At 38.9% G+C, this 23,973-nt stretch carries 22 protein-coding genes; 20 read left to right on the forward strand and 2 right to left on the reverse strand.

Annotated elements, in window-relative coordinates; translation table 11 throughout:
* The first annotated feature begins 9 nt into the window (after positions 1-9).
* The 14 genes from N7603_RS01245 (at position 10) to N7603_RS01310 (ending at position 17,742) form a co-directional block, all read left to right on the forward strand.
* Positions 10-2,502, forward strand: a complete 2,493-nt coding sequence (locus tag N7603_RS01245; protein ID WP_262095498.1) for a DUF5696 domain-containing protein — start codon at positions 10-12, stop codon at positions 2,500-2,502.
* Positions 2,499-3,680 carry a sugar ABC transporter permease gene (locus tag N7603_RS01250; RefSeq protein ID WP_262095499.1) on the forward strand — a complete coding sequence of 394 codons (1,182 nt, stop codon included), beginning with the start codon at positions 2,499-2,501 and terminating at the stop codon, positions 3,678-3,680. Before N7603_RS01245 ends, N7603_RS01250 begins: the two co-directional genes overlap by 4 nt.
* Positions 3,664-4,710 (forward strand): carbohydrate ABC transporter permease, encoded by a 1,047-nt coding sequence (locus N7603_RS01255; RefSeq protein ID WP_262095500.1) that lies wholly within the window; start codon positions 3,664-3,666, stop codon positions 4,708-4,710. Before N7603_RS01250 ends, N7603_RS01255 begins: the two co-directional genes overlap by 17 nt.
* Positions 4,711-4,736: 26 nt before the next feature.
* Positions 4,737-6,224 carry an ABC transporter substrate-binding protein gene (locus tag N7603_RS01260; protein ID WP_262095501.1) on the forward strand — a complete coding sequence of 496 codons (1,488 nt, stop codon included), beginning with the start codon at positions 4,737-4,739 and terminating at the stop codon, positions 6,222-6,224.
* 64 nt (positions 6,225-6,288) lie between these two features.
* On the forward strand, positions 6,289-6,852 hold the full coding sequence (locus N7603_RS01265; RefSeq protein ID WP_262095502.1) for an SGNH/GDSL hydrolase family protein: 564 nt from the start codon (positions 6,289-6,291) through the stop codon (positions 6,850-6,852).
* 24 nt (positions 6,853-6,876) lie between these two features.
* Complete coding sequence (locus N7603_RS01270; RefSeq protein ID WP_262095503.1) at positions 6,877-8,232, forward strand: immunoglobulin-like domain-containing protein; 1,356 nt, start codon at positions 6,877-6,879, stop codon at positions 8,230-8,232.
* A 4-nt stretch (positions 8,233-8,236) separates the two neighbouring features.
* Complete coding sequence (locus N7603_RS01275) at positions 8,237-9,751, forward strand: DUF4127 family protein (protein WP_262095504.1); 1,515 nt, start codon at positions 8,237-8,239, stop codon at positions 9,749-9,751.
* Positions 9,752-9,860: 109 nt separating this feature from the next.
* Positions 9,861-10,487, forward strand: coding sequence for an alpha/beta hydrolase family protein (locus tag N7603_RS01280; protein WP_262095505.1), 627 nt, complete (start codon positions 9,861-9,863; stop codon positions 10,485-10,487).
* Positions 10,468-11,199, forward strand: a complete 732-nt coding sequence (locus tag N7603_RS01285; protein ID WP_262095506.1) for an alpha/beta hydrolase family protein — start codon at positions 10,468-10,470, stop codon at positions 11,197-11,199. The genes N7603_RS01280 and N7603_RS01285 overlap by 20 nt, the downstream gene beginning before the upstream one ends.
* Before the next feature lie 2 nt (positions 11,200-11,201).
* Positions 11,202-12,761, forward strand: a complete 1,560-nt coding sequence (locus tag N7603_RS01290) for an FAD-dependent oxidoreductase (protein WP_262095507.1) — start codon at positions 11,202-11,204, stop codon at positions 12,759-12,761.
* On the forward strand, positions 12,758-13,735 hold the full coding sequence (locus tag N7603_RS01295; RefSeq protein ID WP_262095508.1) for a hypothetical protein: 978 nt from the start codon (positions 12,758-12,760) through the stop codon (positions 13,733-13,735). The genes N7603_RS01290 and N7603_RS01295 overlap by 4 nt, the downstream gene beginning before the upstream one ends.
* A gap of 14 nt (positions 13,736-13,749) precedes the next feature.
* A complete protein-coding gene (locus N7603_RS01300) occupies positions 13,750-14,424 on the forward strand; it encodes an N-acetylmannosamine-6-phosphate 2-epimerase (protein ID WP_262095509.1) in 675 nt (224 codons plus the stop codon).
* A gap of 146 nt (positions 14,425-14,570) precedes the next feature.
* A complete protein-coding gene (locus N7603_RS01305; RefSeq protein WP_262095510.1) occupies positions 14,571-15,797 on the forward strand; it encodes a hypothetical protein in 1,227 nt (408 codons plus the stop codon).
* A gap of 118 nt (positions 15,798-15,915) precedes the next feature.
* The gene (locus tag N7603_RS01310; protein ID WP_262095511.1) at positions 15,916-17,742 is read left to right on the forward strand and encodes a beta-N-acetylhexosaminidase; all 1,827 of its coding nucleotides are present in this window, start codon (positions 15,916-15,918) and stop codon (positions 17,740-17,742) included.
* A 41-nt stretch (positions 17,743-17,783) separates the two neighbouring features.
* On the opposite strand, the gene N7603_RS01315 is transcribed toward N7603_RS01310, so the two are convergent.
* Both N7603_RS01315 and trxA read right to left on the reverse strand, forming a co-directional pair.
* On the reverse strand, positions 17,784-18,632 hold the full coding sequence (locus N7603_RS01315; RefSeq protein WP_262095512.1) for an NAD(P)/FAD-dependent oxidoreductase: 849 nt from the start codon (positions 18,630-18,632) through the stop codon (positions 17,784-17,786).
* A gap of 1 nt (position 18,633) precedes the next feature.
* On the reverse strand, positions 18,634-18,945 hold the full coding sequence (gene trxA, locus N7603_RS01320) for a thioredoxin (protein WP_262095513.1): 312 nt from the start codon (positions 18,943-18,945) through the stop codon (positions 18,634-18,636).
* A 119-nt stretch (positions 18,946-19,064) separates the two neighbouring features.
* Here trxA and N7603_RS01325 point away from each other — a divergent pair, with 119 nt between their 5' ends.
* From N7603_RS01325 to N7603_RS01350, 6 genes are read left to right on the forward strand one after another with little or no spacing between them, the layout of a single operon-like run.
* Complete coding sequence (locus N7603_RS01325; protein ID WP_262095515.1) at positions 19,065-19,880, forward strand: energy-coupling factor transporter ATPase; 816 nt, start codon at positions 19,065-19,067, stop codon at positions 19,878-19,880.
* A complete protein-coding gene (locus tag N7603_RS01330) occupies positions 19,856-20,707 on the forward strand; it encodes an energy-coupling factor transporter ATPase (protein WP_262095516.1) in 852 nt (283 codons plus the stop codon). The genes N7603_RS01325 and N7603_RS01330 overlap by 25 nt, the downstream gene beginning before the upstream one ends.
* On the forward strand, positions 20,700-21,674 hold the full coding sequence (locus N7603_RS01335) for an energy-coupling factor transporter transmembrane component T family protein (RefSeq protein WP_262095517.1): 975 nt from the start codon (positions 20,700-20,702) through the stop codon (positions 21,672-21,674). Before N7603_RS01330 ends, N7603_RS01335 begins: the two co-directional genes overlap by 8 nt.
* On the forward strand, positions 21,664-22,389 hold the full coding sequence (truA, locus tag N7603_RS01340; protein ID WP_262095518.1) for a tRNA pseudouridine(38-40) synthase TruA: 726 nt from the start codon (positions 21,664-21,666) through the stop codon (positions 22,387-22,389). Before N7603_RS01335 ends, truA begins: the two co-directional genes overlap by 11 nt.
* Before the next feature lie 9 nt (positions 22,390-22,398).
* Positions 22,399-23,013: a dTMP kinase gene (gene tmk / locus N7603_RS01345; RefSeq protein WP_262095519.1), complete on the forward strand. Its 615-nt coding sequence runs from the start codon at positions 22,399-22,401 to the stop codon at positions 23,011-23,013.
* Positions 23,001-23,969 carry a DNA polymerase III delta subunit-related protein gene (locus N7603_RS01350; protein ID WP_262095520.1) on the forward strand — a complete coding sequence of 323 codons (969 nt, stop codon included), beginning with the start codon at positions 23,001-23,003 and terminating at the stop codon, positions 23,967-23,969. The genes tmk and N7603_RS01350 overlap by 13 nt, the downstream gene beginning before the upstream one ends.
* Positions 23,970-23,973 lie beyond the last annotated feature (4 nt).

Consider the following 23,973-nt stretch of genomic DNA (forward strand, 5'->3'; position numbering starts at 1 on the left):
GAGGGCGCCATGAAAAGAAAACTCATTAGATTGGCGGTCATTCTGTTGCTGTTAGCTAGCGGTGTTGGGTTTATTGCATCCCAAGTCTTAGGGTATCGTGCTGTATATGAACCAAGACCAGCGTACGATAAAACCGGGTTTGTCGAAAAGAAAGACTTTACCCAAACCAACATTAAACTATCAAACAGTCGATTTGAATTCAATTTAAATCCAGAAGATACCACCTTTACACTATTAGATAAAACCACACTTCAAACGTGGCGTTCGAATCCAACACACGAGTCCGCCCTCATCCCAGCGGATGCACGCGAACTCTTCGTGCTTTATTACGAACGTAAGATTGAAGCTTCAAAACTCGTCTCCATTAACGACGAATCGATTAAATACGACAATTATGAATTCAGAATTCAAGATGGCGTTGTAGAAGTCTTATACAAGATCGGTGGAAAACACAGTATCACCATGACAGACTTACCAAGACAAATCGAAAAAGCCAAATTCGATGAAAAAATCATTGAACCGTTAACCCTCAAAGGGGAAACGGACGGGACCATTCGTCGTAACTTAAACTTCTTGAAATCTCAATTTAACTATGTAGAAACAGAAGGTCGTTACTTCTTAAAAACCATCACATCTCAGGACGCTTTAGATATCCTCTATAACTTGATATTCGAAGAATCCTTGTACACGATGGAAGATTATGAAGAAGACGCAGCAAAATTTGGTTTTGAAACCAGTAAGCCATTACCTTATTTTGAATTCTCAATAAAATACCAGTTATCCGATTTGGGCTTCACAGTTGAACTTGTGAACGCATCCATCTTCGAAACCGATGATTTCCCAATCGCGTATATCGACATCCTCCCATTCTTTGGTGCAGGTAACGTAGGTGATGAAGGGTATACAGTTATTCCGGATGGTTCTGGGATTTATATTGATCACAACAACCAAAAGTACAACTCAACATTCTATGAAAAACGCATTTATGGTGCGGACTTATCGATTGGTACTGGCTACGCTGTAAAACCTGAACAAGGTGAAAAAATCGGGTTACCGATGTATGGTTATCAAAAGAATGGATACGCGTTCATCAACGCGCTTGAATCTGGTGACAGCATGTCAACCATACGAGCAGGATTCGTTACAGAAGCATCAACCCATAAGATTCCATTTGCACATTACCGTTTCGCGCTACGTGAACGTGACGCCTTTATATTCCGATCGTCTTCACAATCTCAACGTGTAACATCCTTTACAAAGGCATACAACACAGCAAATTTTAAAGCGAGCTATCAATTCATCACAAAAACAGACGCAACCTACTTCGATATGGCGAAAACCTATCAAACCTATTTAGTCAATCGCTATCAGCTATCTTTAGTTGGTCAAGCTGCACCACTTCATATTACCTTGTTAGGTGGGTTCCAAGAAAAACGCTATGTTCTTGGTTTCCCAACCAGCAATACCGCAGCACTGACCTCTAAAGCAGGTGTGCTCAAAGTTGTAGATGATATTAAGAACTTAGGAATCGACTCACTATCTGTAACCTACTCAGGCTTTTCAAATGGTGGCGTGAAACCGACTGCCTATGAAAAGATGGTGTATGATAAAGCCATCATTTCAGAAAAAGGACTAAAACAACTATCTAACACATTGAAATCCGAAGATATCCCATTCTACTTAGAGTATCTTGCTCAAGAGGGATATACCAAGGCTGGATTAAATTTAGATAAAGACGTTGTTCAAAACATATTCCATGACCCAATATATCGTTACGATTACGACGAAGCGACAGGGTTAGCGAATCGTGGAACCACCATTCGTTATATCCTCAACACCAAAGCCCAAGGACGTGTCATCAATACGGTTATGCGTACATCCGATAAGGTGAATAACTTAAATGTAAGTTTAACGGGTTTAGGAAGTTCATTAGCAAGTAACCTCGAAAAGAGTAACGTTTTATTCCGCTATGATGTAGTTGACGCTCAAATTGAACTACTTGAAAAACTATCCAACCAAAATATTCAACTTAGAAATCCAAATCTTTATGCATTAGTATATGCAGATAACATCCTCGACTTAGCGGTTGTGGGAACACTGCATAAGATTGTTGACTATGACATTCCATTCGTTCAACTGGTATTAAATGGATACTTCCAATATGCTGGTCCAGCTGTGAATACGTATGACAACAAAACTACGAATTGGCATTTACTCAAAGCGATTGAAACCGGTGCGAACTTGAACTTCACCTTAACCGAGGAAAATACAATTCAATTGGTTAAGACCGAATACAATTCGCTTTACGCAACCTACTATGCGTATTGGTTATCCGATATTGAACGTCTTTATGAGACATTAGAAAATCTCAATGTCGATAGGCGAAATATTACAAACCACCGCGTTCTAAACGCTCAAGGCTCACTCGTAGAAGTAACGTATAACAACTCGGTAACCATCGAAATCAATTATGAAACAGAAAGTTTTAGGGTGGTATCATGACAAATAAAACCATACGGTATTATGAACCTGCCCAATTGGAACAGCTCAGAACAAAGACCGAACTCAAACTCAAGAATCATCAAGCTCGAATTCTATTAAATGAGAAACGCATTCAAAATTTAATGAATGAGGATCTAAAAAAACACGTTCGTCAAATTGTGAAACTATCGGATGAGGTTCAAAAACTCAAAATCAAGAGTTCAAGATTGAATAATCTTCTTGAAGAGATTAAAACTGGAAAAGTAGAAGTCATCTCACCAATTAAAAAAGCGAAACAAGCGTTTTCGAATATTCCATACCGTAAACAAAAATATTTATGGGGTATTCTATTCAGTTTGCCTTGGATGATTGGGATGGCAGTATTCTTCTTACCATCCTTCCTCAAATCCGTTTGGTGGAGCTTCAACAATGTTGTACCGACATCTAATGGCTTACAAGTAACCTTTGTTGGAATTCAAAACTACATTGAACTCTTTAGAAGTTATGTTATTGACGGGAATACCGTATTCAGTGTCGAACTCTACTTATTCGTCCAAAACTTAGTCATTGACCTACCGATTATTCTGATCTTCTCGATTTTAATCGCGGTGTTCTTGAATAAACCATTCAAAGGTCATAAACTGGTTAAGGCTATATTCTTTATCCCGGTGATTTACAACATCACCCTCATTACGGATACACTTTCTAAAGGGTTCGGTCAATACATCGACGACTCGACGGGGACGAGTCAGATGTTCGTACAACAAATCACCAGTTTCTTTATGGAAATTGGTCTTGGACAAAGTTTGATGGGCATTGTTTTAAATGCCATTGATCGAATCTTTATGATCGTGAACTTATCGGGTATTCAAATCTTAATCTTCATCGCAGCCATTCAAGCGATTCCAAATCAACTGTATGAAGCCGCGAAGATGGAAGGTGCTACCAAGTACGAAATCTTCTGGAAGATTACGATGGCGATGATTACACCGCTCATTCTAACCGCAGCAGTATTCACTGTGGTCGATTCGTTCACCAGAGCCCCGATTTATAGATTCCTTGATTTCGCGATGACCCAAAACAGATACGGTTTAGCAGCGACAATATCGATTAGCTACTTCGCCATCAATGTCGCGATTATCGGGATTGTATTCCTCTTGATGAAAGGCAGGGTATTCTATTATGACGACAGAAAATAAATCCCGCTTTATGAATCAAGCGTTTGAAAAACTAAAAAACGAATCTCAAAAGGTCTATGACAAACGATTCTCTACATCTTACAAACGAAAGATGACGTTTGAAAGTGTCCTTGGTTGGTTCGCCTTAATGGTTAAGTATTTCCTACTCTATGGGTTATCCTTCATCATTTTATATCCACTGATTCAACAAATCTCGATCGCTTTAAGAGCGCCAGAAGATATTAACAACCCATTGGTTTTATGGATTCCTGAAACCTTCTCGATGATGAACTTCAAGATTTCGGTCATCGTATTAGATTATTGGACAGCCCTTAAGAACTCTATAATGATTTCAGGGATTGTTACCATTTTACAAATTCTATCTACCTCGTTGGTAGGCTATGCGTTCGCAAGACTGAAGTTTAAGGGTCAAGGCATTCTTTTCGGAATTGTTGTCGCATCTATCGTGGTCGCGCCAAGTACGATTGAATTGCCACTAAAACTGACGCTCATGAATTTCTTAGGCACAGGTACTTCCTTACTTGGTAGTCCCAATGTCTTATATATTCTAGCCGCAACCGGTATGGGGATTAAGTCGGGTATATTCATCTATTTATTTAGACAATTCTTCCGTGGTATCCCTGAAGAATTAGAAGAAGCTGCGCATGTTGACGGTGCGAATCCACTTCAAGTCTTCTTCAAAGTCATGTTACCAAACGCCCGTGGGGCGATGGTACTCGTTGGAATTCTTTCCTTCGTATGGCAATGGAACGATGCGTATTTCACAGCGAACTTCGTTTCGAAGATGAACTCTGATTTCGCAACCTTAACCACCAAAATGATGTCGATTCGTAACGCGATTCAAGGTGCTATTCAACAAGCTGGTGTTTGGCAATTATTCGACCAAGACGTTACACAAAACCCATTGTTTACATCCATGGTACTCAATACCTCAGCGATGCTAGCGATGATTCCATTATTGATTTTCTATTTATTGGTTCAAAAGATTTTATTCACTGAAGGTATTGAAAGAAGTGGCCTAGTAGGCTAAAAAATATAAAAAAAGGGAGAATAAACATGAAGAAAATTTTCACATTATTTACTTTTCTACTGGTAGCTGTGTTGATTGTTGGCTGTGGCACCAAGACACCAACACCGAAACCAAATCCAAATCCGAATCCAAACCCGGAACCTGATCCAGACGACAAGACGTATGATTTAGGTGGTATCGACTTTGTTGTTATGTGTGACTTAGCAGCGAAGTGTGACCCACGAAGCGAACAATACGAACGCTTATTCAGAGATGAAAAGGTTGCGAAGATTCAAGCAGTAGAAGCGAAATATAACATTAAAGTTGTATTCCAAAACTATCCAACCAACGCCTCATGGGGTGGTGCGAGAGAACGCTATATCATTGAAGAATCTGCTTTAAAGACTAAGGCAGTTCACGTCTATGAAATCATTTCAACTTCTATCCCTAACCTTGCACAACAAGGTTCGATTGTTGCGTTAGACGATTACATGGAAGCTTATGGATCATCCAAGTTTTGGCCTGAGAAGAAAGCTTATGGCGAAGTTAAAGGCAAATACTATGGCTATGATGATCAATATCCAATCGCAGACAAAGGTCTTTATTACAACGTTGATTTACTAGGTAGAGTCCTAGGGGAAAACCGTAAGAATGAACCTACTAAACTTTGGTCAGAAGGCAACTGGAACTGGACTACATTCGAAGCGTTAGCAAACGAATTAAAATCCAAACTAGACCATACCCGTACACCTGAAAATGGTGGTGCACAATATGTGTTTGGCGGCAGAACCTATAACTGGGCTTATGGCTTTATTGGTGGTAATGGTGGACAACTCGTCGATTCCGAGTTTAAAACTTATTTCACTAGCCAACCCGTATTAGACACCCTTGAATACCTATCTCGTTTATATGCAGTTACAGGTATGTGGATCGATGACGCAAGTTTATCGAATACTTCACAACCACAATTCACTGCAGGTAACGTTGCATTCCAAGATGGTGAATCCTGGCACATCAATGCTTCTAACAAATGGGGCAGTGCGACATTCGATATCGATTATGTACCATTCCCAGTAGGCCCTAATGTCGGATCTGATATGTCGAAATACAAACTTTTACAAGTCGGTGGTAAATCCACACACGTCATTTCATCCTCATTCTCTAAAGCAGATGTCCCTGCGGGTTATGAAGATTTAATGATTCACGATGAAATCATCTTCAAGATTTGGGCAGATATGCAATACTTCCCAGATTCGATTACAGATATTGAAGACGATTTCTATAACATTCGTTTATTACCAAACTACGCTACAGAATTAGCTAGAACTGTACACTTAAACTTAATCAGCAACACAAAACCGGATTATTTCTATAGCGTGATCGAAGCACAAGCTCAAACGGACCAATCGTTTATGATTAAAATTCAACAAGCGATTCGTCAAGCAGAAGTTCGTTCGATTATGACATCTGCAGAAGCTGAATTACGAGCACTTTATATCGAAAGATTCGCGCTCGGCGAAAACTACTACAATTAATAGAGAAAGCGTCAAAGCAGCCGCTTTGACGCCTATCTTCGTGTTTAAATAAAGGGGAAAAACTATGAAGAAAGTCGTATTTATGGGTGATTCTATCACCGCCGGATTTAAATCGTTATCACAATTCCCAAACGTAAAGAATATGGGGATTGGTGGGTATAAAAGTACTGAACTCATTCCATTGGTAAAAGAGCTTCGTCTCGAACAACCTGATGTCTTATTCCTAATGGTTGGGATCAATGACTTTTTATGTAACAAGCGTTACTGGCCACATGGTTACACCATTCCATTTGATAAAACTTATGACGTCTTACTAGACCTAATTACGACGAATTTACCAAGAACGAAAGTCTATCTGTCCTCGATTTTACCGATGAGTGGTAGACCAGAAGGCATGCTTGTGGAAGAAAATATCTTCGGTTTCAACCGTGAAATCGATGTAATTAATCAATTCATCCAACAAAAAGCGAAAGCCTACAAACATACATATTTAGACTTAAACACCATTTTCAAGAAAGATGGATTACTCAACAAGGATTACACCATCGATGGTATTCATTTAAGTGAACTCGGGTACGAAGTTTACCTCAATACACTTAAAGCCCTCGAACCCACCCTATTTATTTAAAGACCAAGGTATGGAGGTACTTTTATGAAAAAAATTATGAGCCTTTTCTTAGGCATCGCATTTCTAACGCTACTATGGGGTTGTGTGAATCAACCTACGCCTGAACCCACCCCCACCCCAAATCCAGATGAAGAAAAATTATTAAACGACAAAATCGCTCCGCTTTTATCGTTTGTTGACGCCACCAAGCGTACAGTATCTGTTCCACAAAACAGTGAATTTGACCTTTATGCAGGCCTAAAAGCCTTAGACAACTTAGAAGGCGATATCACAGAAAAAATCGAAGCGGATTTAGGTGATTTTGATATTTCAGTCCCTGGCACCTATGAAGTATTCTTCTATGTCGTCGATAAAGCAGGTAACGCATCCACCATGGTAACCAAAATCATTACCGTGACTCAAGTTTATGAAATTTTAGCCAAATATCCAATTTATACGGAAAAGATTATGGGTGAAGTTGGCGCGCCAACCCCACCATCCTGTTTCCAAGGGGCTTATTACCATAAAGTGTTCTCATCGAAAGATTACTGGACTGGTATTGAAGCAGAAGTGACTTTACCAATGCCAGATATCAACCGTTATCAAGCAAACTACGATACCTCATTGGATATCGATCCAAATGCTAGAAATTTAGATAACCCATCGGTTTACATGGGTGGACATTCCACGACAGAATCAGATGTTGGTTTATCTTTAAAAACCGTTTTAGTCAAAAACAACGCAGGTGTATCAAACGTTTCGATTGGTTCTTATGCATTCCGCCCGTTTTGGCGCTATATCACCAATCACAGTTACGATGCAGGCAGTTATGACCGCGCGAATGGTCGTTACTACAGCGTCTCCTGTTCAGGTGCTGTAACCAAAAACTGTATCGCGAACTGGGATTTCCAAGACACCGAATATTACTACTTACCAGGTGACCGTGTTAGAATGATCATTTACGCTGTTAAACCAGGTTGGTTACAACTTCAAATCGAACTCATTGAAGCATCCACGCTTCCTTATTCTGTAGGCGTAAGAACCTATAACGGTTGGGAAGCACCAAAATCTTTCATCAGCCCAATCTTCCCAAGTGGAGGCCATGGTAGTATGACCGCTGAGTTCAAACGCGTGAACGCGATTGACCAGGTTGCGAATGAAGGTAAACCCGCACAGGAAAGTACGACTTTAGTCCGTGAAGCGATTTGGCATAACACCTATTTATACCGTAAAATCGGTGATACAAACTACCGTGTACCGATGAATATGACCCGTGTTGGTGTCATGAGTTGCCCACAAGTCAACCAATTTACCACCACACCAATTGATCCTATAACCGGTGGACAAAGCGTGACGATTCACCCAGGGACCCCGCGTTTAACGAAGAAAGAAGGCCAATAATCTTATGAGAAAGATTGCAGTACTCCCTTTAGATGAAAGACCTTGTAACTACCATTTTAATCAATGGCTTGTCCGTGGTACAGACTACGAAGTCTTGACCCCAAGTCTCGATATTTTGGGGGATAAAAAACAAAAAGGTAACTTAGATGCGATTTCTGCTTGGTTGCTGGATGTCTCTAAAGACGTTGACGCGATTGTTTGTGCTGTTGATACCTTAGTCTATGGTGGGATTGTCCCTTCAAGACTCCATCATGATGAAGTCGACACGTTGTTAAACCGTTTAAACTTACTAAAAACCATTAAAGCTAAATACCCAAAATTAACCATTTACGCTTATAACCTCATTATGCGTAACCCGAAATACTCTTCAAGTGAAGAAGAACCGGATTACTATGAAACTTGGGGGCGTGAAATCCACCTCTATGGTGTGTATGAACACAAAAAGACTTTAGGCATTCTAACTGAAAATGAAGCTAAACAACTCGAAGATATCAACAAGCGTATCGATCAGGATGCGCTGAAGGATTATCTATGGAGACGTAACCAAAACGTTCAAGTTAACTTAGAATTTTTAAAACTTGTTAAAGATGGCACCATTGATTTCGGTATCGTCCCACAAGACGACTCCAGTCCGTATGGTTTAACCGCGACCGATCAAAAAATCATTCGTGAAGCGATCAAAAACTTGGATATTGAACTTTCTTGTTATATGTACCCAGGTGCGGATGAAGTGACCAATGTCTTATTGATGAGATATATCAATGTCGACCAACATAAACGTCCAAAGCTATACGTCGAATACGCTTCAATTACTGGTGGGCAACAAATCCCTTTATATGAAGATAGATTACTACACGAAACCATTAAGTATCAAATCCTCGCGGTAGGTGGTTTAATTGTTTCATCCATATCAGAATGTGATTTGATGTTACTCGTGAATACGCCTTCTTCAAACATGAAAGAAGCGCCAAACCAACACATCGCGAGTCTCGAGTATGACGCATTTAGAAACTTAATTGAATATGTTGAAAAAGCCAATTACGGCATTGAACTCGGTAAGAAAGTCATCATCGCGGACGTTGCATATGCAAACGGTGGCGATCTAAACCTCTTAAAACTACTCAAACAAAAAGGCATTCTTATGAAAGTATCTGCCTACGCAGGTTGGAATACATCAAGCAATACTCTAGGTACTTGTATCCCACAAGGGATGCTCGATTTCCTATTCCCCAATCGTCAAGAAAATCTAGATTTCTTAGGTCTTCGTTATGTTGAAGATATGGGCTATTGTGCAGTCGTTCGTAAAGAGATTGCGAGTAAATTAGTGAAACCGAACCACTACTTCTTATTAGACGGTAAACGTGGTGCGGTAGTACACGATATTAAAGTCGCTTTAGAACATTTTATCGATACCTATTTAAGCAATACCGGGTATCAATTTATCATCAAAGACATCTATTCTCCATGGAATCGTATGTTCGAAACAGGGCTCGACGTCTATATCATTAAAAATCAGTGAACATTTCTATGATGGCGTACCACTTACCATCTACGAACAAGACAATTTAAACACAAAACCACTTATTTATTTCTTCCATGGTTTCACAGGCAATAAAGATGCCAATATCATGGGTAGAGGTGAAATCCTCGCTAATCTAGGATTCTATGTAGTCGCGATAGACGCGTATCTACATGGGAAAAGAATGTCAGAATTAGAAAAGAAACGTTCTAATGTCGAAAAGTATGAAGACATCGTTGAAGTTGCGATTCATACAGCAGAAGATGCGAAGCGATTATTCCATAAATACTTTAAACACATTGATACCGTTCAAAAAGACGCGTATTATGCGTATGGGGTATCGATGGGGAGTCTCACAGGCTTTTATCTCGCTTCAATCGAAACCCTTCTTAAAGGGTTAGTTGGACTAGTATGTACTCCGTCCATGGTCGATTACTACCAAGATAAAGCTGCTTTATATCACTTCAACCAAGGGTTCTTTTATGAAAAGAAACTTGCGTATTATGAGATGCTAGATCCGTTAAGACACTTTGAAAGATTACGTAATAAGTCCATATTTATGGGTGTTGGGATTAAAGATGAAATTGTTAAACCAGTTTTCGCTGAAGCCCTTCACAAAGTATTACCTGAAACGATTCTAAAGCATTACGATACCGGACACATATCGACTAAAGAAATGCTAGATGACAGTTTCAAGTTTATCGAAGAGGTTGCTCATGCAAACAATCCTCGTTAAAAAGTTTACAGTAGACGGTATTCCACTCTCTATTTATGAACGTAATACTGATGAAGCGAAACCCGTCATATTCTCGTTTCATGGCTTTGACGGATACAAGGATGGCGACTTCTTCAAACGCGAAGACGCTTTAGCAAGACTTGGATTCATCGTCGTTGGATTGGATTCCATCCTCCACGGCGAAAGACGGATTGAACCCTTTGAAGCGATGCCATACTCTGAAAAGATGAAAGATATTCACGAAGTCATTATTCAATCCGCAATCGATGCGAAAAGGTTGTATGAAAAATACATTCAATACTTCGATCGCGTCATCTCAAATGAAGTTTATGCCATGGGTGTATCCATGGGTGGAGCCATCTCGATTTACCTATCTACCATTTTTAATTTAAAGAAAGCCGTATCCATAGTCGGTTCACCTTCGATGGTCGATTTCTATCAATATAAAAAGAATCAATATAACTGGGCAGATGATTTTTACTACCAAAGCAATCTCGCTTACTTAGAAGCCCATGACCCAGTCATTCATAAAGACCTAATTCGCTGTCCCTTATTTTTAACAGGGGGACGCCAAGATGATGTCATACCAGTTGAAATGGTACTAAAACTCAACTCACCTTTAGCAACTATCAAACTCTATGACACCCCACACATGCCGAATCAACAACAATTTGATGACGCATACGCATTTTTACTACAAAAGGACGTGTAATCATGAAAAAAACCTATCAAGCTGTCGTCGCTGGCGGCTCGCTTGGCGGCATTCTCGCAGCGTACGCCCTCGCGAACGAAGACATTCATACAGCGCTCATTGAAAGTACCGATTGGATTGGTGGACAACTCACCAGCCAAGGCGTACCTTCAGACGAACACGATTTCATCGAAAAAACCGGGGCGACCCAAACGTATCGCGCATTTAGAGAAAAAATTCGCGCTTACTACCGTAATCACCCGGATATTATTGACGCACTTAAAACCAAAACGATTTTTAACCCAGGTAATGGTTGGGTATCTAAAAACGCAGCAGACCCAAGGGTTTCTTTGGAAATCTTGAATGACTTAATTCGCCCTTTTGTGTTAAGTAAAACCTTAGATGTTTATTTAGAGGCTACCGTTACAGGTGCCTTTAAAGAAGCAAATACCGTTAAGCACTTACTCGTAAATCAATACGGTAAAGACATTTTATTTGAAGCCGATTATTTCTTAGACGCGACCGATACTGGTGAATTATTACCGATTACTGAAACTGCGTATGTCACAGGTGCTGAGTCTTTTGAAGAAACACAAGAACCACACGCACCTCTTGAAAAGAATCCATACGATATGCAACCCATCACTTGGATTGCAGCGATGGGATTCAATCCAAAAAACGAAGTTATTATAGAAAAACCAGCCTTATATGATTACTTTAAATCCTATATTATGCCATTTGGTGAATCTGTCCTAAGTTGGTATGCTGCAGGCCTCGAACAAGGCTCTAAACGAGGTTTCTCGCTGTTTGCGGAAGGTCCATATAAAAACACCCCAGCCATGTTTACCTACCGTCAAGTGATTGAAAAGAATCACTTTAAATCGACAGTGCCATTCTCAGTAACGCTCATCAACTGGCCACAAAATGACTATTTCTTTGGCAACATCTTTGATGATCCAAATCCAGAGTACCATAAGTACGCAGCCAAACAATTGACGCTATCTTTAATCTATTGGCTTCAAACCGAAGCGAGACGTGACGATGGTGGATTTGGGTACAAAGAAATCTGTTTAGTCCCTGAAGTATTAGGTACCGAAGATGGTCTTGCAAAAGCACCTTACATTCGTGAATCCCGTCGTATTAAGGCTTTATATACCATTAAAGAACAAGATATCAACAAACGCTATGCTAAGCGTGCGCCTCATTTCAGAGACCGTATTGGGATTGGTCACTACCATATTGATTTACATATGACCACCAAAACCAAAACCTATTTCTTTGACGAAACCTACCCATTCCAAATTCCGCTTGGAGCACTTATTCCAATTGAAACCAAGAACTTAATTGCGGCTTGTAAAAATATTGGAACGACCCATGTGACAAACGGATGCTATCGTTTACATCCAGTGGAATGGAATATTGGTGAATCCGCAGGCTACTTAGTCGCATTCTGTTTAAAAAACAACGTTACCCCAAAAATGGTTCATGAATCCGATATGCTACTAAATCAATATCAAGAAAGACTGATTCAAAAAGGCATTTTAATCGAATGGCCATCTGAAATCGTCGAGGTAAAGCTATGAAAAAAGATTTAAACAAGCGTGTTACACCCACATTAGATAGTCATTATGCAGCCTTAGATGCATTTCAAAACATCCCATTATATGAAGGTGAAATTCCAGAAGAGTTCTTACCACAAGCCGCTCCTAAGTGTTTCTTAGGCGCTTGGTACCGTAAAGTGTATTCATCAAAAGACGCTTGGCTTGGGATTGAAGGGATTATTAAACTAGGCGAATTCACACCCGATGAAGCCCGCTTCGGTAATGATAACCGTACATTTTGGTTACGTTACTTAGACAGTCCTTCGATTTATATGGGTGGTCAAGCTCTAAGTGAATCCGATGCTGGTTTAGGTTGGATGGTAGGCTATGAAACCACCGATACAAGTGAACCATTAAATTATGGTTCGAAGAAAGTGGCGTATCGTCCGTTTTACCGTTACATTTACGCTGAAGCCATCGATATCGAGGGTAATGTTCAACGTAACAACGTCAACTCGTGGAACGTATCTGATCCTAAACGATTTGAATATTACTATTTCCCAGGGGATGTCATTCGTATGAGCGTATATAGCCCAGTTGAAAACTATTTACAGTTGAAGATTGAACTCGTTGAACCGACTCAAATACCTAAGTATCAAGCACAAAGAGCGGCATTTAATCTTAAAGATAACAAACCTTCTACCTATTATAGCCCACTATTTTACAGTGAAGGTCATGGTGTGAATAACGCCGAATTCAAACGTGTGAACTCGATTGACCAATACGGTAATGAAGGTTCAAACGTGAAACCTACTAAAGCGACGGTTAGTGAAGCAGAATGGCGTGAAGTATATCTTTACCGCAAAGTCAACAACATACTTGTTAAAGTCCCATTCAACAAGCAAAGACAAACGAGCATGATTTGTCCAAATGCTGAATCATTTAGCATTACTGTATCCGAAGAACAAAAACAAAAAGGCGGAGAATCCATCACGATTCATCCGAAGCCGTTATAGAAAGAAGTGTTATGATGAACGTACTAGAACAAATTAAAGGTAAACTGATTGTCAGTTGTCAAGCCTTAGAACATGAACCTCTACATGGTTCTCACATCATGCGTAAAATGGCTAAAGCAGCCAAAGAAGGTGGCGCATCTGCCATTAGAGCGAATAGCGTATCGGATATCATTGAAATCAAAGCGGAAACCGGATTACCTGTGATTGGACTAATCAAAAGAGACTATCCAAAATGTGATGTCTATATTACCCCAACCGTCAAAGAAATCGATGAGTTGATTTCATCTGGTTGTGAGATCATCGCCATGGACGCGACGAACCGTTGTCATCCAGATTCAGTTAGTTTAAAAGAAAAAGTAGACCGAATTCATCAAGCTAACCTCTTAGCGATGGCTGACATCTCCACTTATGAAGAAGCGATGCACGCTCAAGCATTAGGGTTTGACATGGTTTCTACAACACTTTCTGGGTATACCCCTTATTCACCACAACAAGAAGCACCAGACTTCGATTTGGTCGGTAAACTTGTTAAAGATTTAAGTATCCCAGTGATTGCTGAAGGCAGAATCTTCTCAGTTGAAGATATCAAAACAGTTAAAGCGCACAATCCATTCGCTATTGTTGTCGGTAGTGCGATTACCCGGCCTCAAGTCATTACTAAAAGATTTGTGGATGCATATCTAGAATAATTATTCAAACACAAAACGAACCTGTTTTGTGTTTTTTACCGTTACCATAAAATTTAGAAATATTATCGAAAATGTATTTTATAAAAAATATGATCTTTGATATAATGAATTCATCATTATAATATGGAAGGAGTCTTAATCAAATTATGAAAAAAAGTATGATTTTCGTATTCAGTTTATTTGTCGTATTAACCACTGTAGCGTGTAGTTCAAATAAACCAGTTGAGTTCAAAACACTAAGAGATGCAGCATCTTATTATCAAGAATCTTTAACAGAGGTCATTCAAAATGGCCAAGCAAAGCCAGAAGATTCAAATATGCCGATTACGGACGCAAATAGGTTAGTTTCTAGAGCTGAATTCTTAGCTATCTATGAAACGATGAAAGATACCAGTCAGGTTCTCTATTTGTCTGAACATTTGAAAAACTATAGTATGTTATTAGAAGATTTGAATAAACAACTCGTAACCGCTACAGATCAAACAGAACTTACAACCAAACTATCAAACCTTGAAGATATTAGCACTGATTTTGAAATCTTTTTAGCAGAAGATTCTAGTCTTATTTTTGAATATACCAAAACCCGTTTAGGTCGTGAAGGTGAATTCAATCTTCAAACAAGAATCGAAATTGGTGAGAAAAATAAGAAACTATTTATAAAGGAATTAGCACAAAGACCTACAAATACTCAATATGAATACTATGAATTTATCGAAGCTTCTTCTATTTTTGAAATCGAATATTCTAGTCAAACAGAGTTTAGTTTTAGATCGACCAATCTAAAAACCAATGAATATGTGTGGTTAATGGAAAATGTAGATGCACGCATGAATCCACGAACATTTCATTTATGGTACAATCCGAAAACAAACATCCAAACAATATTTGAAAAAACCACTCATATGAGACGCGAATTACATCTTATGAATGAACAAGGCACCTTCTTTACGTATAAGGACATCGAGAATGGTCCGATTAGTCTTTGGTTTCAGTTGTTAGAAGCGACAAATTGGGATCAAGCGTATGCGGGGTACACCGATGTATATTTGGTCGGGGTATATCGAAAAAATGCTTCCGTATTTAGTGATGCAAATTACCAATTTAACACGCTGTATGACCCAGTTAACAAAATCGCCAATGTCGGTGTATTTATGGATGCGACATCGGAAACATTTACCAATGAGCTCTTGTCTTTAGAAAAGTATGGATTAAGTTTTTATGAAAACAAACTTACAACAGACTATATCACAAACACACTTAATAGTGCACAAAATGATAGTAAGCATCTGTTTTTCTATCAAGGCATTGATTTTCAAAGTGGTAATGTATTAGACGAATTCATCGACAAAATCGATATCGACTTATTTGTATAATGAATCATTCGAAACGACCTATTCATCTAGAGATTAGGTCGTTTTTTCTTATACTTCGAAGTCTAGGACAACCTGAATGATTCTTATGTTATACTACATCTAAAGGCTAGGTGAAATTATGAACCGCTTAAACGCTGCAATCCAAATGGTAGAACAAACACTGAATTTAGATTTGAGTAGTACATCAACCATAAAATTTATCCACAGAATAGACATCAAAGGGTACGAAATCCTTCAAGATGAAACCAGTAGTACAATCTATTTCCAAAATTTGAATGACGCCATGAGTGCTTTAGGCATTTGGATATCCAATCCAAAAACCGAATATCACTATCAAAAAGATAGACCCATCGAAAAGGTCAGTTTGATGCTCGATACCGCTCGGATAGCTGTACCAAAAATCGAAACTCTAAAAACCTATGTAGTCATTCTTTCTTTATTAGGCTATAATGCTTTAGGCTTATATTTAGAGGATGTTTTTGAGATTAAATCAGAACCAAAGTTTGGTTACATGCGTGGTAGATACACAATGGAAGAACTCAAGGAGTTAGACGATTTCGCAGCCAAATTCGATTTTGAGATTATCCCATACATTCAGACACTTGCTCATTTAGGATCCATTTTTAAGCACTGGGATTACCATTCGATCAAAGATATCGATGATATTCTATTAGTCAATGAACCGAAGACTTATGAACTCATTGAACACATGTTAAAAACAACCCAAAAAGCCTTTAGAACGAAAGAAATCAACATCGGTATGGATGAAGCATGGATGTTGGGTTTAGGCCGTTATTTAGATAAGTATGGGTATCAAGACCGACTTACAATTATGTTTGAACACCTCCATAAAGTCAATGCTCTATGCGTAAAATACGACTATCAACCCTCGATGTGGGCAGATATGTTTTTCCATTTGGTTGCAGGAAACTACTTCGAATCGAACATTTCATTTAATGAAGACATAAAAAAGAAAATCCCATCCAATCTCAAACTGATTTACTGGGATTATTATCAAACTGAGCGAGAACGATACGATCAAAAATTCACTGCGTTAAAACAACTAACTTCAAATTATGGGTATGCCGGTGGAGCTTGGAAGTGGATTGGTTTCGCACCTATTAATGATGTTACTAGGCGAACGATGAGTTTAGCAATTGAATCAGCGAAAGCCCATCAAGTTAAAGATTTTATCGTTACTGGTTGGGGCGATAATGGTGGGGAAGCGTCACAATTTTCAATCCTACCTAGTTTAGTCTATTTGATTCAAACCATCCAAGGGGATGATCGAATCCATATCGATAATTTCCTAACCCTACTCACAGGGCACGACGAAGCAAATTGGCTTGCTTTAGACAAACCCAATCAGCTCTATGAAAACCTCCCGGCCATCCCTGTGAATCCTTCAAAGTACTTACTTTATGAAGACCCCTTCTTAGGGGCTGCGAATATGCCACTAAGTCCAATTTATCGTAGTTTTTATCAAAAGCATGTCAAAGTTTTAAGGCAGATTTCAAAGGAATATAGTCCATATCAGTATGTCTTTGATACACTCTATAAACTCTGTGAAGTCTTAAAGGATAAATCAACACTAAGCATTCGACTCAAGGTAGCTTATGATGAAAAGAATATCGCTTCATTAAGCGATTTGGCGTATAAAGAAATTCCTAATACCATTCGTAAAATCGAAGCCTTTTACCAAGCCTTTATGTTACAGTGGCACAAAGAAAATAAACCGTTCGGATTTGAACACCACAGTCATCGTATTGGCGGGCTAAAACAGCGCTTAACTGATATCGCAAACCGTTTAGATGACTATATCCAGGGTAGAGTAAATGAAATCCCGGAACTCAAAGAACGAATCATTGAACTAGCCAATGATTCTTATAACGGCCTACGCTATTTAAATACTTATAGCGATTTGATTTCATTTGGAAAATTATAAAATTGGATAAAAAAAACGGTAGATTGAAATTAATCTATCGTTTATTTCTTTAGTAATTTTTTGATTGCGATGGCTGCATGCATACCATCAGCCGCTGCTTTAGCAACCTGTAAAACACCACCAACGGTGTCACCAGCTGCGTAGAGTCCTTCAATATTGGTCATGAAGTTATCATCGACAACAATATTTGTGTTTTCTACAATTGCGCCAATACGGGTAGCGAATTCAACTGCACCAGGTGAACCCAGTGCGATGAAAATCCCATCCACATCGTATGAACCATTTTCGGTTACGATGGTGGTTGCTCTGGTTTCATCCCCTGTGATTTCAGTGATTTTTTCAGAGATGACAGGATAGTCTACATCCACAGTTAATGGGTTACCATTGGTAAAGATTTGGATATCTTCAGTTAAGAATTCCATATCTTTTAATTCGTGTAACATGTATTCGTTATAGCCAACTAGTGCAAGTTTTTTCTTTCTAAAGAAGAAGCCATCACAAGTGACACAAAAACTAATACCCTTACCACGATATTTTTGAAACCCTTTGATCTTAAGTGTTGTTCTTGGTTTACCCGTAGCAAGCAAGACAGTTTTACCTTCAAACTCGCCATTTTTAGTGGTTACAGTGAAGTGTTCCATTTTATCGATGGCAATGACTTCATCTTGTAATACTTCAATGCCCAGTTCATTGGCTTGTTTAACGCCGCGTTCAATGAGTTCAGTACCTGTAATTCCGCCAGGGAAACCGTAGTAATTGTCAATGATGACACCATCATAAAGCGAACCATTGTCTTTACCAATAACTAAAACGTTCTTGTTAGAACGCTTCAAGTAGATTGCGGCTGAGATCCCAGAAGGACCCTTACCGATGATGATTGTATCAAACATACTAAACGCCTAGTGCTTTTCTAAGTTCGTCTTTAGAACGGACACCAATGATGCTGTTTACAACTTTACCGTCTTTGAAGATTAATACAGTTGGAATAGACATAATTCTAAATTGGTTTGCAAGTTCAGATTGTTCATCCACGTTTACTTTCGCAACGACTGCTAAGCCTTGAACTTCTTCAGCTAAGGATTCAACGATTGGCCCCAACATTTGGCAAGGACGGCACCAAGCTGCCCAGAAATCTACCAATACAGGTTGTTTGGATTCTAATACTGCACTCTTAAAGTTATCTTTTGTAATTGCTAATGTCATGATTTAGTACCTCCTAAAATAATTTGACTGAGGTTATTATACTCATTCGGCTAATAGAAATCTAGTAGTTTGCAACAATTATTATGTTATAATAGATAAGTACATTAGTAGGTGATTAAATGACTAAAATTAAGGTGGAAAACCTCAAATTTTCATATAACAACAAAGACGAAGCCATCCAAAATCTCTCCTTTGATATCGAAGAAGGGGCTTGGGTTTGTATCGTTGGCCACAACGGTTCAGGAAAAAGCACACTCGCTAAGCTTCTAATCGGGCTCTTAAAAGCCGATGCGGGCAGTATTATAATCGATGGCCTTGAAATGAATGAAAAAACCGTTCAAGACATTCGTAAGAAGGTCGGGATTGTATTTCAAAACCCAGATAATCAGTTTGTCGGTGTGACCGTCAAACACGATATTGCATTTGGGTTAGAAAACCAATGTGTACCTCAACCGAAAATGGTTGAACTCATCGATGAATATGTCAATATTGTTGGGATGAAAGAATACTTAAACAAGGAACCGCATCAACTATCTGGTGGTCAAAAACAAAGGGTTGCGATTGCTGGCGCGCTTGCGATGAATCAAGACATCATGATTTTTGATGAAGCGACTTCGATGTTAGACCCAGAAGGTGTTAGAGATATTACGGAATTTATTGTTAGATTGAATAAAGAATACAAAAAAACAATCATCACGATCACCCACGATCTCGAATTTGCGAAACGTGCAGACCATATGATTGTACTCAAAAAAGGAAAAGTCATATTGTCCGGTACCCCAGACGAAGTCTTTAGCCACAAAGACATTTCGGAGGATACCGATTTAAATATTCCATTTGGTATGCGTGTGTTTGACCAAGTGAAGAACGACGAATTATTGAAGAAAGATGAAGCATTGGTAAAGGCACTATGGGCATACAGTTTAACCAAGTAAGTTATTTTTACCGTGGCGTAAAAAATGAAACCTATGAAGCCATCAATCAAATTACTTTAAATATTAATGATGGCGAATTTGTGGCGATTTGTGGACAAACAGGTAGTGGGAAAACCACGCTAGTTCAACACATGAATGCGTTATTAAAACCAACCAAAGGGACCATTCAAATCTATGAACACACCCTCCCTTTAAAAGATAAGAAAACCAAGATTGGTCCAATCCGTAAAAAAGTTGGGCTTGTTTTTCAATTTCCGGAGTACCAACTGTTTGAAGAAACCATCCTCAAAGACATTATGTTTGGGCCACTCAACTTTGGATTATCCTTAAAAGAAGCCGAAGAAAAAGCACGTGAAGCTGCCAAATTGGTTGGACTTGATGATGAAATATTACAAAAATCACCATTCCGTATCAGTGGGGGTCAAATGCGTCGCGTCGCGATCGCAGGTATCCTCGCGATGGAACCTGAAATGCTTGTTTTAGATGAACCTACTCGTGGGCTAGACCCCAAAGGCTCAGATGAAATGATGGCGTTATTTAATGAACTTCATGAAAAACATGGAAAAACCATCGTACTCATAACCCATGATATGGACATTGTTGCGCGCTATGCGAAACGTATCTTAGTCATGGATAAAGGTAAAATCAAGTTTGATGGAACAAGAGAACTCTTATTTATTTCCGATGAATTTGAACACCTCCACTTAGCAAAACCTCAAGCATACCGAATGATGGAATACCTTTCAAATACTTTAGGTTATCCTTTTAAACAAGTCTTCACTGAAGAAGACCTCCTCGCTTATTTAAAGGAGGTGCGCCATGAATAATATCACCATAGGTCAATATGTTCATGGGGACTCTTGGATATATAAAATGGATCCAAGGGTTAAAATCATCAGCTTAGTTCTAGCGATGGTCATCACCTTCATCATCCCTTCTTTCATCATGATGGCGATTTTACTTGGTTTAACCATACTCATGGTATTTACAACCGGTATCCCTGTAATGAAAATGATTCGTGGGATGAAAGCTTTGTTATTCTTACTCACATTTACCTTTATTATTCAAATTTTTAATATCCGAACAGGGGATAAGCTTTTAGATGTAAACATGACACTTGGTTGGGCATCCATCGGTGCGATGGTGTTGATCATTGTGCTTTATAACCTCTACAAGAAACAGTTTAAATACCGTTCAACACTGTTCTTAGTGATGGCGTTCTCGCTCTTCTTTGTTCAATATTTATTACCATTTGGTGAAATTTGGACCTATGATTTTATGATCTATTCGGATGGATTATACCGTACAGGTTTCCTACTATTTAGAATCATGATTGTCATCATTTTATCTTCAATGTTGACTTTTACAACCATGACAACCGATCTTAACAACGGTTTAGAAGCGGTCATGAAACCTTTAGAATGGGTGAAGTTCCCAGTTGCTGAGTTGTCGATGATGTTATCACTTACCTTGAGATTCATTCCAACACTATTAGAAGAAACTCAAAAAATCATGAAAGCTCAAGCCTCAAGAGGGGTAGAGTTCAGCGAATCGTCTTTCAAGAAGAAGATTTCTCAGATGATTTCGTTATTAATCCCTATTTTCATCATTTCATTTAAACGCGCGGAAGACCTCGCTAATGCGATGGAATCTCGTGGGTATGTGATCGGTGAAAAACGCACCAAGATTGATGTTATGTCCATCAAATACTTAGATATCCTCACTTTAATTACGCTACTTGGATTGCTCGTAGTGGTGATTTTAATGAATACAGGAGTCATCCATGCGCTATAAACTGACGATTGCTTACGATGGGTCAAACTATCAAGGCTTTCAAAGTCAAAAGAATGGGTTAGGGATTCAAGCAGTTTTAGAAGACACTTTGTCGAAAATTGTGAAAGCACCAATCTCAATCGTCGGTTCTGGCAGAACCGATAAAGGTGTTCACGCCTTAGGACAAGTTTGTCACTTCGATTCAAACACCCTGATGCCTACTGATGCGTGGTTAAGAGCACTCAACACCTATTTACCCAAAGATATTGTTGCATTAGACATCACCGAAGTCGATGAGACATTCCACGCACGCTTTAGTGCAACCAAAAAATGCTATGTCTATTTGATTGCGAAAGATTATAATCTATTTAGACGACACCATGAAACATATATCCCTTACCCTTTAGATGCAGCCTTAATGCAAGAGGCCACAGCTAAGTTTGAAGGGACACACGATTTCATTGGATTTGGTGTATTTGTCGATAAAAAACCAACGGTTAAAACCATGTATCAATCGACTTTTCTCGAAACAGACACCCACTATGTGTTTACGTTCATTGCGGATGGTTTCTTGAAGTATATGGTTAGAAGTATCGTTGGGACCATCGTGGATATTGGACGTGGGAAACGTCCTATCACAGTGATTGATACCATATTTGAAACAAAAGACCGTACCAAAGTGGGGAAAACCATCTCACCAGAAGGGCTTTATCTCAAACAAGTTTGGTACGAATAGGAGGCTATCATGTTTATTACGTTTGAAGGTGGCGAAGGGTCTGGAAAGACTACATTAATCAAAGCCTTAATCGAATGGCTCAAAGGGTGTAATTTAGATGTCATCGCGACCCGTGAACCGGGTGGATCTGACATCGCTGAAAAAATACGAGCCATCATTTTAGATGAACAAAATACGCACATGAAAGCCCGCACTGAAGCGCTGCTTTTTGCTGCTGCACGTGTTCAACACTTAGAAGAAACCGTCATACCTGCTTTAGAACAAAACAAAGTTGTGCTTTGTGACCGCTATATCGATTCCTCACTAGCCTATCAAGGCTATGCGAGAGGTTTAGGTTTTGAAGCCATCTTAAAAATCAATACCTTTGCGTTAGAACACATGCCAGATCTAACAGTCTACATCAATTCAGACCCAGAAATCGGACTTTCAAGAATCAAATCTAGAGACAATAACCGCCTCGATTTAGAAAAGATCGAATTCCATCAAAAGGTACGAGAAGGCTATTTAAACTTAGCTAAAATGTATCCAAATCGCTATTTAGTCATTGATGGTGACCGTACGATGGCAGCTGTGATTGACGATGTGAAAGCCCATTTAAAGGATGTGCTTTTATGCCAGAAATAAAACAACAGGTTGCTTTTATACCAAATATAAAACAACACGTCATTTTAGAACAGTTTAAGAAAGCGATCCATAAGGACCGTTTAAGTCATTTATACTTATTTACAGGTCCTAAAGGATCTGGTAAAAAAGAACTTGCCTTTGAGATTGCGAATGCATTACTCATCAAAAAACCGGAAGGTGCACAAATTCTCAAAGATAATGGACATGTGAATTTGATGTTCATAGAACCTGCGGGTCAAAACATCAAAAAAGAACAAATTGCCGATTTACAGAGTGAGTTTTCAAAAACCTCTCTCACGAGCGGCGCGCGCGTTTATATCATCGATGAAGTCGATAAACTGTCCACAGCTGCGGCTAATGGACTATTAAAATTTCTTGAAGAACCGCTATCCAAACAAACGATTGGATTTTTGCTTTCGGATAACCCCGAACAGGTCTTACCTACCATTCAATCCCGTAGTCAAATCATTTATTTGAAACCACGTAGTGAACGAGAACTCACGGATGAACTCAAACAAGAAGGGATTGACCCTTATTTAGCGGAGTTCTTACCGTATCTAAATAAGGATAAAGCACTCGTCTTAGCGATGGCCAAATCTGATCAAATGATTGAACTATCCAACGCGCTTAAAAACTATCATAAGGCCATGTTAAAAGAAGAACCTTTATGGGTACTCTTTGAAACTAAAATGGGTATAATCCGTTCTGATAAAGCTATTTTGATGCAGTTTTTAGAACTCTTAATGATCTATTATTTAGACTTACTCAAAACCAAGAATCAGGAAATCATTGCGTTTGAAGTCTTCTCAAGTGAATATGAAGAAATCGCGAATCGTCTACCGATGGCCGATATCTTGAGTCACTTGAAACAAATTCAAACGATTTTGTATAGATTAAACTATAATATTAATATAGAGATGGCATTAACACAACTCGTGTTAGATCTCCAAAGATAGAAGG

Source organism: Paracholeplasma vituli, assembly GCF_025446935.1.
GTDB classification, from domain to species: Bacteria; Bacillota_I; Bacilli_A; order Acholeplasmatales; family UBA5453; genus Paracholeplasma; species Paracholeplasma vituli.